The organism is Tatumella sp. JGM118 (genome assembly GCF_018257515.1).
Lineage (GTDB): Bacteria > Pseudomonadota > Gammaproteobacteria > Enterobacterales > Enterobacteriaceae > Tatumella > Tatumella terrea.
In genome coordinates, this window is record NZ_JAERJR010000003.1 from 128,289 (window position 1) to 141,069 (window position 12,781).

At 53.6% G+C, this 12,781-nt stretch carries 8 protein-coding genes; 7 read left to right on the forward strand and 1 reads right to left on the reverse strand.

Annotated elements, in window-relative coordinates; translation table 11 throughout:
* Positions 1-97 precede the first annotated feature (97 nt).
* The 3 genes from JK223_RS04750 (at position 98) to rluA (ending at position 6,211) form a co-directional block, all read left to right on the forward strand.
* A complete protein-coding gene (locus tag JK223_RS04750; protein WP_212713074.1) occupies positions 98-2,458 on the forward strand; it encodes a DNA polymerase II in 2,361 nt (786 codons plus the stop codon).
* Between the two features lie 155 nt (positions 2,459-2,613).
* Positions 2,614-5,520 (forward strand): RNA polymerase-associated protein RapA, encoded by a 2,907-nt coding sequence (rapA, locus tag JK223_RS04755; RefSeq protein ID WP_212713075.1) that lies wholly within the window; start codon positions 2,614-2,616, stop codon positions 5,518-5,520.
* 37 nt (positions 5,521-5,557) lie between these two features.
* Entirely contained in the window at positions 5,558-6,211 is a 654-nt protein-coding gene (rluA, locus tag JK223_RS04760; RefSeq protein ID WP_212713076.1) for a bifunctional tRNA pseudouridine(32) synthase/23S rRNA pseudouridine(746) synthase RluA, read from the forward strand.
* A 54-nt stretch (positions 6,212-6,265) separates the two neighbouring features.
* Here the strand turns inward: rluA and djlA are convergent, their stop codons facing one another.
* Complete coding sequence (gene djlA / locus JK223_RS04765; protein ID WP_212713077.1) at positions 6,266-7,078, reverse strand: co-chaperone DjlA; 813 nt, start codon at positions 7,076-7,078, stop codon at positions 6,266-6,268.
* 178 nt (positions 7,079-7,256) lie between these two features.
* On the opposite strand from djlA, the gene lptD reads away from it, so the two are divergent.
* Genes lptD through rsmA form a run of 4 tightly spaced genes read left to right on the forward strand, consistent with a single transcriptional unit; the run spans position 7,257 to position 12,779 of the window.
* Positions 7,257-9,629 carry an LPS assembly protein LptD gene (gene lptD / locus JK223_RS04770; protein ID WP_212713078.1) on the forward strand — a complete coding sequence of 791 codons (2,373 nt, stop codon included), beginning with the start codon at positions 7,257-7,259 and terminating at the stop codon, positions 9,627-9,629.
* A gap of 55 nt (positions 9,630-9,684) precedes the next feature.
* On the forward strand, positions 9,685-10,977 hold the full coding sequence (gene surA, locus JK223_RS04775; protein ID WP_212713079.1) for a peptidylprolyl isomerase SurA: 1,293 nt from the start codon (positions 9,685-9,687) through the stop codon (positions 10,975-10,977).
* Positions 10,970-11,962 carry a 4-hydroxythreonine-4-phosphate dehydrogenase PdxA gene (gene pdxA / locus JK223_RS04780; protein ID WP_212713080.1) on the forward strand — a complete coding sequence of 331 codons (993 nt, stop codon included), beginning with the start codon at positions 10,970-10,972 and terminating at the stop codon, positions 11,960-11,962. The genes surA and pdxA overlap by 8 nt, the downstream gene beginning before the upstream one ends.
* The gene (gene rsmA, locus JK223_RS04785) at positions 11,955-12,779 is read left to right on the forward strand and encodes a 16S rRNA (adenine(1518)-N(6)/adenine(1519)-N(6))-dimethyltransferase RsmA (protein WP_212713081.1); all 825 of its coding nucleotides are present in this window, start codon (positions 11,955-11,957) and stop codon (positions 12,777-12,779) included. Before pdxA ends, rsmA begins: the two co-directional genes overlap by 8 nt.
* Positions 12,780-12,781: the final 2 nt, after the last annotated feature.

The window sequence follows — 12,781 nt, forward strand, 5'->3', positions numbered from 1 at the left end:
TAAATACAAACAGATACAAAACATCCCTGCCCCTTGCGTCTCACCGGGCTCCCTGCCCCCTGTGCTATACTGAAGACTCTGCAACACCGGAGTCTTTGTGAACAATCCTCAAGCTGGTTTTTTATTAACCCGTCACTGGCGGGATACCCCCCGGGGCATCGAACTTTATTTCTGGCTGGCCACCGATTCCGGGCCGGTAAAAGTGCGCGTGCCGGCTCAGCAGGCGGTTGCCTTTATACCACAGTCCGCTTGCGAAAAAGCCCGGGGATTGCTGTCGCGGGAAAAAGCGTTCCGGCTGAGTCCACTGCAATTGCTCGACTTCCATCGGCAGCCACAGGCCGGCCTGTATTGTTCGCAATATCGTCAACTGCAACGGTTTGAAAAATTGTTACGGGAAAATGCCATTCCGGTGGCTGAAGCCGATATCCGTCCACCGGACCGCTACCTGATGGAACGCTTTATTACGGCGCCGGTCTGGTTCAGTGGTGTGGCCCGTGACGGTCTGATCGATGAGGCACGGCTCAAACCTCACCCGGACTATCGTCCGTCCCTGACCTGGATGTCACTCGATATCGAAACCAACGAGCATGGCGAGTTGTACTGCATCGGTATTGAGGGCTGTGGTGAACGGCGGGTGATAATGCTCGGCCCCCCGACGCCCGGTGGACAGGCAGTGGATTTCACCCTGGAGTATGTCCCTACCCGCAGGGAACTGCTGGAGAGGCTGAACCAGTGGTTCACCGACCACGATCCGGATGTCATTATCGGCTGGAATGTGATCCAGTTCGATTTACGCGTTTTACAAAAACAGGCTGACCGGTATCAGATCCCTCTGCTGGCCGGACGCGGCGGCGTCCCCCTTGAGTGGCGGGAACATGGTTTTAAACCCGGCACCTATATTGCTCAGGCGGCCGGCCGGCTGATCATTGATGGTATTGAGGCACTCAAATCGGCCTTTATGAATTTCGATTCCTTTAGTCTGGAGAATGTCTCACAAACGCTGTTTGGCGAGGGCAAATTTATTGATGAGCCGGGCAACCGGATGGCGGAGATCAATCAACGTTTTGCCGCCGATAAACCGGCCCTGGCGCGTTATAACCTGCGGGACTGCGAGCTTGTCACGCGGATCTTCCTCCATACCCGCCTGATGCCCTTCCTGCTGGAACGCAGCAGTGTGAACGGGCTGCAGGCCGATCGTCACGGCGGCTCCGTCGCCTCTTTCAGCCACCTCTATATCCCGCGGATGCATCGGGCCGGTTATGTCGCGCCCAATACCGGTGAAGTTGCTCCGGCCGCCAGCCCAGGCGGGTATGTGATGGACTCAAGCCCGGGATTATATGACTCCGTGCTGGTGCTGGACTATAAGAGTCTGTACCCCTCCATCATCAAAACCTTTCTGATCGATCCGGTCGGACTGGTGGAAGGCATGGCGCACCCTGCGGATGACACTTCGGTGCCCGGTTTTCTGGATGCCCGTTTCTCACGGCAGACCTTCTGCCTGCCGGATATCGTCGGGCAGATCTGGCAAAACCGTGAACAGGCAAAACGGCAGAATAATCAGCCACTCTCCCAGGCGCTGAAAATCATTATGAATGCGTTTTACGGTGTGCTGGGAACCCCTTCCTGCCGGTTCTTTGATCCGCGGCTGGCCTCCTCCATCACCCTGCGCGGTCACGAAATTATGCAAAAGACCCGTGATTTTATTGAACAACAGGGATACCGCGTGATTTACGGCGATACCGACTCGACCTTTGTCTGGCTGAAAACGGCCCACAGCGAAGCCCGGGCGGAGGAAATTGGCCGCCAGCTGGCCGCCAGCGTCAATGACTGGTGGAAGCAGCAGCTCGCACAACAGTTTCAGCTGGACAGCGCCCTTGAGCTGGAATACGAAACCCATTATTGCCGTTTTCTGATGCCCACCATCCGGGGTGCCGAACAGGGCAGTAAAAAGCGTTATGCCGGCCGGGTGAATCATCACGGCCGGGACCAGATTGTTTTTAAAGGGCTGGAGACGGTCCGTACGGACTGGACCCCACTGGCCAAAGAGTTCCAGCAAACGCTGTATTCCCTGATTTTCCGGCGCGAGCCCTGGCAGCAATATGTCCGGGACACGGTGGCTCAACTGATGGCGGGTGAACTGGATGATAAATTAATTTACAGCAAGCGGTTACGGCGTCCGCTGGATGAGTACCAGCGAAATGTGCCGCCCCATGCGCGGGCCGCCAGGCTGTCTGATGACTATGCCCGTAAGGCCGGACACCCGTTACGGTATCAGAAAGGCGGGACCATCCGTTATGTGATGACCACCCGCGGGCCGGAACCCCTGAATGCCCGCAGTGCCCCGCTGGATTATGATCATTACCTGACACGTCAGCTGGAACCTGTGGCGGACGGCATACTCGGGTTTGTCGGCGGCGACTTCAACACACTGATTACCGGGCAGCTGGGACTGTTTTGATAGGTGACGAATGGCTCACCTTCCAGTACCATAGCGCCCTCCCTGAATCTCATTGCTCTGCATTTTATTTACCAGACCTTTTGTCTGGTCGCCATGCTATTGCCTGCAGCGCATGAATATCTTTTTACACGTTAAGAGAATCGAGCTAATTATTTATGCCTTTTACACTTGGTCAGCGCTGGATTAGTGATACAGAAAGTGAACTTGGACTGGGGACGGTCGTCGCTATCGATGCACGTATGGTCACTTTACTTTTTCCGGCTACTGGCGAAAACAGACTGTATGCCCGTAATGATTCTCCTATTACCCGGGTCATCTTTAACCCGGGCGATACCATCACCAGCCATGAAGGCTGGCAGTTAACCGTAGAAAGTGTCCGGGATAATGACGGTGTCATGACCTACACCGGGACACGTACGGATACTCAGGAAAATGATGTCAGCCTGCGTGAAGTCATGCTCGACAGTAAACTGGTATTCAGCAAACCTCAGGACAGGTTATTTGCCGGTCAGCTCGATCGGATGGATCGCTTTGCCTTGCGTTTCCGCGCCCGTAAATATCAGAGTGCGCAATATCGTCTGCCCGTCAGTGGTATGCGCGGCATGCGGACGAACCTGATCCCGCATCAGCTGCATATTGCCCACGATGTGGGCCGTCGCCATGCACCGCGCGTGTTACTGGCCGATGAAGTCGGCCTTGGAAAAACCATTGAAGCCGGGATGATCATTCAGCAGCAGCTACTGGCGGGCCGTGCTGAACGTGTACTGATCGTGGTCCCTGAAACGCTACAGCACCAGTGGCTGGTTGAAATGCTGCGTCGTTTCAACCTGCGCTTTGCGCTGTTCGATGATGACCGCTACAACGAAGCACAGTTTGACACCAGCAACCCGTTCTTTACCGAACAGCTGGTCATCTGTTCGCTCGATTTTGCCTGTAAGAACCGGCAGCGCCTGGAAGCGATGTCTGAGGCGGAATGGGATCTGCTGGTGGTCGATGAAGCCCACCACCTGTCCTGGTCTGAAGGTAAACCTGGCCGTGAATATCTGGTGGTCGAGAAACTGGCTGAAAACATTCCTGGTGTGTTGCTGCTGACCGCCACTCCGGAGCAGCTGGGTATGGAAAGCCATTTTGCCCGTCTGCGCCTGCTGGATCCGGACCGTTTCCACGACTATCAGTCTTTTGTTGAAGAACAGGAGCAATACCAGCCGGTCGCCAATGCCGTCACCTCCTTACTGGCGGATACCCCTATCGCGACCAGTGAAGAAGCGATGATCAATGACCTGATCAGTGACCAGGATATTTCCGCACTGATCGCCCGGGCAAACAGCGGCGATGAACTGCGCCTTGAGGCTCGTAAAAAACTGGTCTCTCTGCTGATGGATCGCCACGGTACCAGCCGCGTTCTGTTCCGTAATACCCGTCAGGGTGTGAAAGGCTTCCCTTCACGTCAGTTGCAGCAATTCCGTCTGCCGCTGCCTTCGCAATACCAGACGGCCATCAAGGTCTCCGGGATCATGGGCAGCCGTAAAAGCGCCGAAGAACGCGCCCGCGATATGCTCTACCCTGAGCAGATTTATCAGGAGTTTGAAGGCGACTCCGGTACCTGGTGGGCCTTTGACCCCCGTGTCGAATGGCTGACCGACTATCTGCTGGAAAACCGTAAAGAGAAAGTGCTGGTGATCTGCGCCAAAGCCGCGACGGCACTGCAACTGGAACAATTCCTGCGTGAGCGGGAAGGTATCCGTGCCGCCGTTTTCCACGAAGGCCTGTCGATTATTGAACGTGACAGAGCGTCGGCGTTCTTTGCTTCACAGGAAGAAGGTGCACAGGTGCTGCTGTGTTCGGAAATCGGTTCTGAAGGACGTAACTTCCAGTTCGCCAGCCGGCTGGTCATGTTTGACCTGCCTTTCAACCCGGATCTGCTGGAACAACGTATCGGACGTCTGGATCGCATCGGGCAACAGAACGACATTCAGATCCTGGTTCCCTGGCTGGAAAACACCGCTCAGGCCGTATTGCTGCGCTGGTTCCACGAAGGGCTGGATGCCTTTGAGCATACCTGCCCGACCGGACGTACGGTCTATGACCAGGTACATCCGCAGTTGCTGACGTATCTGGCCGCACCGGAAAAAACCGAAGGGCTGGATGAATTTATTGCCGACTGCCGTCAGCAACATGATGCTATGAAAGCACAGCTGGAACAGGGGCGTGACCGTCTGCTGGAGCTAAACTCCAACGGGGGTGAAGCCGCTGTCGGGTTGGCAGAGGCCATCGCCGCGCAGGATAACGATACCGAACTGGTGAATTTTGCCCTGAATCTGTTCGATATCGTCGGTATTAATCAGGAAGACCGCAGTGATAACCTGATTGTCCTGACGCCGTCGGATCATATGCTGGTGCCGGACTTCCCGGGGTTACCGGAAGAAGGCTGTACTGTCACCTTTGACCGTGAACAGGCGCTTTCCCGCGAGGATACCCAGTTTATTACCTGGGAACATCCATTGATTCGTAATGGTCTGGACCTGATCCTGTCCGGTGATACCGGCAGCAGCGCCATTTCCTTACTGAAAAATAAAGCACTACCGGTCGGGACCTTGCTGGTTGAACTGGTCTATGTGGTGGAAGCACAGGCACCGAAACACCTGCAACTGACCCGATTCCTGCCACCGACGCCATTGCGCCTGATGCTGGATAAAGCCGGAAATAACCTGGCGGCGAAGGTTGAATTTGAAAGCTTCAACCGTCAGTTGAGTGCCGTCAACCGTCATACCGGTAGCAAACTGGTGAATGCGGTCCAGCAGGATGTTTATCAGATCCTGACCCGGGGGGAAGAACTGGTGGTGGCCGATGCGCAGGCCGTGATTGAAGACGCCCGCCATCAGGCGGATGAGACACTGACGGCTGAACTGGACAGGTTACGTGCCCTGCAGGCAGTGAACCCGAATATCCGTGACGATGAAGTCGAAGCACTGGAAACCAACCGCCAGGAAGTGATGGAAAGCCTGGCTCAGGCAAACTGGCGGCTGGATGCTTTACGGCTGATTGTTGTCACCCACCAGTAACCGGTTACGGGGGCTTCGGCCCCCGATGGAAACGTGTATGGAACCCTATAATCCTCCCACCGAACCCTGGCTGCATATCCTTTACCAGGACAGCCATATCATGGTGGTGAATAAACCGAGCGGGCTGTTGTCCGTGCCGGGGCGTTTGCCGGAACACCATGACAGTATCATGCTCAGGGTTCAGCGTGATTATCCGGCGGCACAGTCGGTTCACCGTCTGGATATGGCCACCAGCGGTGTGATTGTGGTCGCTCTGACCAAAGCCGCTGAACGGGAACTGAAACGTCAGTTCCGTGAGCGCGAACCTCAGAAGACCTACATCGCCCGCATCTGGGGCCATCCGGCTGCAGAAAAGGGACTGGTCGACCTGCCACTGATCTGTGACTGGCCGAACCGGCCGATGCAGAAAGTGTGCTTCGACACCGGGAAAGCGGCGCAGACGGAATGGCGGGTAATGGAGTATTGTGATGATGCCAGTTGCCGGGTCGAACTGAAACCCATTACCGGGCGCTCACATCAGCTCAGGGTACATATGCTGGCGCTGGGCCACCCCATTCTGGGAGACCGGTTCTATGCACATCCTGAAGCCTTAGCAATGGCCGATCGTCTGTTACTGCATGCAGAATCACTGACGATCACGCATCCGGCGTACGGCACGCCGATGACGTTTCGCCAGCCTGCCGGTTTCTGACCGGCAGTCACTCAAAGAGCCGTTTCCCGCACCGGTAACGGCTCTGTTCCCGGACTATTTAAATCCTTTCTCTTTACGGATCATGTCGTAAGCAGACTGGATCTTTTGTGTCTTCTGTTTCGCCATTTCCATCATCTCCGGCGGTAATCCCTTCGCCACCAGTTTATCCGGATGATGTTCAGTCATCAGTTTGCGGTACGCCCGCTTAATGGTCGTCGGATCGTCACCAGGCTTAACACCCAGTACACTGCAGGCATCTTCCAGCGTCGGACCACGCTGCGCGTGCTGATACTGTTCCTGGCGGGAATAACTCCCCCCGGAGAACTGCTCGCCCCCCGCCATCATCCGCAGAAACTGATCGAACTGTCCGCGGGAGATACCGAGTTCTTCGGCAATCACATATAAGACCTGCCGTTCACTGGGATGCAGAATTCCGTCGGCGAAAGCCGCCTGAACCTGGATTTCCAGAAACATGCGGATCAGATCAAAACGTCCGAAACAGGCACTGCGAAACTCCCGCAACTTCTCACGTAACGGATACTGGCTGTCTTTACCTTCGCGGAATGCCTGCTGAGCCGATCGGCGGGACTCTCCGTGCAGTTGCAGACGATCCATAAACGCGGAAGCGACCTGAATATCCGCTTCGGTGACCCGTCCTTTCGATTTGGTCAGATGCCCCATCACCTGAAATGTGGTGCGGAAAAACAGGTTCTGACGTGACTGGTTGTCAGAAAAATATCCCTGCCCCTTACTGCTCATGACTTTATCGATGGCATGGCCAATCATCATCCCCAGAACCACGCCCCAAAAGCCGGCGCCAGAGAAAAGACCCACCATAAATCCAATTACTTTACCCCAATAGCGCATAAACTCCTCAATTCGCCATGCTTCAGGTCGAAATTTGCATTATCATACCCGTCATTTACTCAACCGCCTATCGGCAAACCGGATAGATCAGGATTAACACCGGCTTCATAATGCGGTAAGTTAGTCTTCGCCAATTGTCGGCATGATGCCAGTTTTAACGGAATCCCAGATACTGCGTATGAATAAACGTATACCTACCCTGCTTGCCACGATGATTGGTGCAGCGCTCTACAGTCAGCATACCCTTGCAGATGACCTGATGTCGCAATGTATGCTGGGCGTTCCCTCATATAATCGCCCGCTCACCAGCGGAACGCCTAATGAGCAACCCGTCACCATCAACTCTGACTCGGCGAAGGGAACGTATCCGAACAATTCCGTTTTTTCCGGTAAAGTCATCGTTAATCAGGGCAACGGACAGCTACAGGCCGATGAAATACAACTTCATCAGAATGAGCAATCCGGCCAGAGTACACCGACCCGTACTGTCGATGCACTGGGCAACGTTCATTATGACGACAATCAGGTAATTCTGAAGGGCTCAAAAGCCTGGTCCAACCTGAATAATAAAGATACTAACGTCTGGAATGGCGATTATCAGATGGTCGGACGCCAGGGCCGTGGCACCGCGACCCAGATGAAACTGCGTGATAATAACCGCTACACCATCCTGGAAAACGGCAGCTTTACCTCCTGCCTGCCCGGCAGTAATAGCTGGAGTGTGGTCGGCTCTGAAATCATTCAGGACCGTCAGGAAGAAGTCGCCGAAATCTGGAATGCCCGTTTCAAAATCGGTTCGGTTCCTGTTTTTTATAGCCCTTACCTGCAACTACCGATCGGTGACCGCCGCCGTTCAGGGTTCCTGATCCCGAATGCGAAATATGGCAATAATAACGGCTTCGAGTTTATGTTGCCGTATTACTGGAATATTGCGCCACAAATGGATGCCACGATCACGCCTCATTACATGAGCAAGCGTGGGATGCAGTTGCAAAACGAATTCCGCTATCTTTCCGGATTAGGCGGCGGGCTGATGGAGCTGGATTACCTGCCTTCGGATCAGCAATATAACAACGAAAAATCCGCGAGGGGTATCGCCGACAGTGCCAGCTCTGACCGCTGGTTGTTCTACTGGCGCCATTCCGGTGTTTATGATCAACACTGGCGGTTCAATGCCGACTACACCAAAGTCAGTGATACTTACTACTTTAACGACCTGGATTCGAAATATTACAGTTCAACGGATGGTTATGCCTCGCAGAAATTCAGTATTGGTTATGCCGATACTCACTGGGATGCTACCTTATCCACGCGTGACTTCCAGACATTCTCACGCACCAACAGTAATATTTACCGCACCCTGCCGCAGCTTGATGTTAACCTTTATCAGAATGATATCGGCCCGTTTGATGGCCATGTCTTTGGTCAGGTGGCGCGTTTTACCAATACCAACCCGCGTTATCCGCAGGCTACCCGTCTGCATGTCGAACCGACCCTGGACTTACCTCTGTCCAACAGCTGGGCCAGCCTGAATACCGAAGCAAAACTGCTGGCGACACATTATCAGCAGGATAACCTGGATGATTACAACAGCGGTGACCTGACAGAAAACGGCTCCCGTTATAATCTGAAAGATTCCGTCAACCGGACGATGCCGCAGTTTAAAGTCGATGGCCGGATGGTCTTTGACCGGGACATGGACTGGTCTCCGGGGTATACCCAGACCCTGGAACCTCGTGTTCAGTACCTGTATGTGCCTTACCGTAATCAGAGCGATATCTATCCTTACGACTCGACCTTATTACAAACTGACTATACCGGGCTGTTCCGTGACCGGACTTATAGCGGTCTGGATCGCATCGCATCTGCGAATCAGGTCGCCTCCGGGGTTACTTCCCGCATTTATGATAGTAATCTGGTTGAACGATTTAACATTTCTGTGGGTCAGATATATTCGTTTACCCCTGCACGCACGGGAATTGCATCAATCGACGATGAAGACAGCACCGGTAGCCTGACCTGGGCCGGAGATACGTACTGGAAGATCAGCGATCGCTGGGGTGTCCGTGGGGGTCTGCAATATGATACCAAACTGGATAATGTCTCCCAGGGGAATGCGATACTGGAATATCGTCGTGACGCCGACCGCATGGTGCAGTTGAGTTACCGTTATAGCAGCCCTCAGTATGTTGCTGCAGCACTGAACGATGAATCCTTGCTGAACAGCCCGATTTACAAAAACGGGATATCGCAGGCGGGCGCAACTGCCAGCTGGCCTATCGCAGATGCATGGTCAGTGGTCGGCGCTTACTACTACGATACCCGTAACCGTAAACCTGCTGAGCAACTGTTAGGTGTTCAATACAGTTCTTGTTGTTATGCCATCCGTTTAGGCTATGAGCGTAAGATCAATGGCTGGGAAAACGATACAAGTAAATATGACAACCAGATTTCATTCAACATTGAGTTCCGGGGCCTGAGTTCAAACTATAGTCTGGGAACCAGTCAAATGCTGAGCCAGGGGATTATCCCTTATCAGTCAGCGTTTTGATGTTGTAATGTATGGCCGGTAAATTCCGCATAGCGGTAACAACGATGGAAATAGTATGAAGAACTGGAGAATGCTGATTCTGTGTGTCGCGCTTAAGGCAACGACTGCTCTGGCTGCACCACAGATGATTGATAAAGTCGCAGCGATCGTCAACAACGGTGTGGTTCTTGAAAGCGATGTTGATGACCTGATGCGCACTGTGAAAACTCAGGCAAAGGAGGCCGGCCAGCAGTTGCCAGATGATCAGACCTTACGTCATCAGATCCTCGAACGCGAGATTATGGACAGCATCATCACTCAGATGGGCCAGCGTGCCGGCATGCAGATCAGTGACCAGGAACTGGATCAGGCGATTCAGAATATCGCCGCGCAGAACCACCTGAGTATGGATCAGTTACGCAGCCGCCTGACCTACGACGGGGTGAATTACAACGATTACCGTAATCAGATCCGTAAAGAGATGCTGATCGCAGAAGTTCGTAATAACGAAGTCAGAAGCCGTATTACTATTCTCCCTGAAGAGGTGAATAATCTGGCCAAACAGATTTCAGCGCAAAACGTGCCGGGCACAGAAATTAACCTCAGCATGATCCTGCTGCCGTTACCGGAAAATCCGTCCCAGCAACAGGTTGATGATGAAGAAGCTCTGGCAAAAAAACTGGTCGGTGAGCTGAAAAACGGTGCCGATTTCGGAAAAATGGCCGTCACCTATTCTGCCGACCCTCAGGCGCTGAAAGGCGGCAATATGGGCTGGGGCAAAATTGAAGAGCTGCCAAGCCTGTTCAGTCAGGCATTAAGCACCGCCCATAAAGGTGATATCGTCGGTCCTATTCGTTCGGGTGTCGGTTTCCATATTCTGAAAGTGAACGATATGCGTGGTGAATCTCAGAACGTTTCGGTTACGGAAGTTCATGCGCGCCATATCCTGATCAAAGTGACCCCGATAATGAATGATCAGCAGGCTCATGCCAAAATTGAACAGATCGCCGCGGATATCCGTGATGGCAAACTGACCTTTGCCGACGCCGCCAATAAATATTCTGATGACCCGGGCTCTGCCAATCTGGGCGGGGATTTAGGCTGGGCATCGCCGAACATTTATGACCCGGCGTTCCGTGATGCGGTCATGCACCTGAAAAAAGGCCAGCTGAGCCAGCCTGTCCGTTCTTCCTTCGGATGGCATCTGATCCAGTTGCTGGATACCCGTCAGGTTGACAGAACGGATGAGGCGGCGAAAGATCGTGCCTATCGTATCCTGTTTAACCGTAAATTCGCTGAAGAAGCGCAGACCTGGATGCAGGAAGAACGCGCATCTGCTTATGTGAAAGTTCTGGATAACAATGACTGATATACCACGTATCGTCATCACTCCCGGCGAACCCGCCGGGATTGGACCTGACCTGACGTTACAACTGGCCAGCTTTGACTGGCCAGTTCAGTTAGTGGTCTGTGCCGACAGGCAACTGTTACTGGACAGAGCCGCACAGCTTGGGATCTCCGTCACGCTGACCGATTACCAGCCGGAACGCCCTGCCGCCGCACAGAAAGCCGGCACACTGACCTTGCTGCCGGTGGATTTACCTGCGGCAGTGACCGCCGGCAAACTGTCCGCCAGTCACAGTGCCTATGTGGTCGAATCTCTCGCGACCGCCTGTGATGGGTGTCTTGCCGGAGAATTTTCCGCTCTGGTCACAGGCCCCGTCCATAAGGGCGTGATTAATGACGCCGGAATACCTTTTACCGGGCATACCGAATTTTTTGCGGATCGTGCCGGCTGCCATAAAGTCGTCATGATGCTGGCGACGACCGAATTACGGGTCGCTCTCGCCACCACACACCTTCCGTTAAAAGACGTCTCTGCCGCGATTACGCGGGAAAACCTGCACGAAGTGATCACCATCCTTCATCGGGATTTACAGCAGAAATTTCATCTTCCTGAACCGAAAATTCTGGTGTGCGGATTAAATCCTCATGCCGGCGAAAGCGGGCATATGGGACGTGAAGAAATTGATATTATCGAACCGGCACTGGAAGAGTTGCGCCAGCAGGGCATTACGCTCATCGGGCCGCTGCCAGCCGATACCCTGTTTCAGCCAAAATATCTTGAACATGCCGATGCTGTATTGGCGATGTACCATGATCAGGGACTGCCGGTGTTAAAATATCAGGGATTTGGCCGGGCGGTAAATATTACCCTGGGTCTCCCATTTATCCGGACTTCAGTCGACCATGGAACTGCCCTTGAACTGGCAGGTCGTGGTCAGGCCGATTCGGGCAGCTTTATTACGGCGATTAAACTCGCCATCAATATGATTAAGAGCAGTAATGAATAATCGCGTCCATCAGGGGCACTACGCCCGTAAACGTTTCGGGCAGAACTTCCTGAACGATCAATATATTATTGACAGCATTGTCTCAGCCATCCATCCGCTTACCAGTGATGCGTTGGTGGAGATTGGTCCCGGCCTGGGGGCATTGACCGAACCGGTCGGTGAAAAAGTCGATGCGCTGACGGTGGTCGAGCTCGACCGTGATCTGGCTGCCCGCCTGCAGACTCACCCATTCCTGGGTCCGAAACTGACTATTTTTCAGCAGGATGCGATGACATTCAATTTTGCTGAACTGGCCGCTGAGCGCGGGCAACCGTTACGTGTTTTCGGTAACCTGCCTTACAATATCTCAACGCCATTGATGTTCCATCTGTTTAGCTATCCGGGTGCCATTAAAGATATGCACTTTATGCTACAGAAAGAGGTCGTCAATCGCCTGGTAGCAGGCCCCGGCAGTAAGGCTTACGGCCGTCTGACGGTTATGGCTCAGTACTACTGTCAGGTCATCCCGGTGCTGGAAGTACCGCCACAATCCTTTACTCCGCCACCGAAAGTAGATTCTGCCGTCGTGCGCCTGGTGCCACATACCCGTTCTCCGTATCCTGAAGTGGATGTCAAAATCCTCAGCCGGATCACGACAGAAGCCTTCGGGAAACGTCGTAAGACATTACGCAACAGCCTCGGTCACCTGTTCTCTGCCGGGGTACTTTCTGATCTTGGTATTGATGATACCCTGCGGGCAGAGAATATCTCGATTGCCCAATACTGCCAGCTGGCACACTGGCTGACAGAGCATCCGGAACACCCCCGGGAGAGTTAATC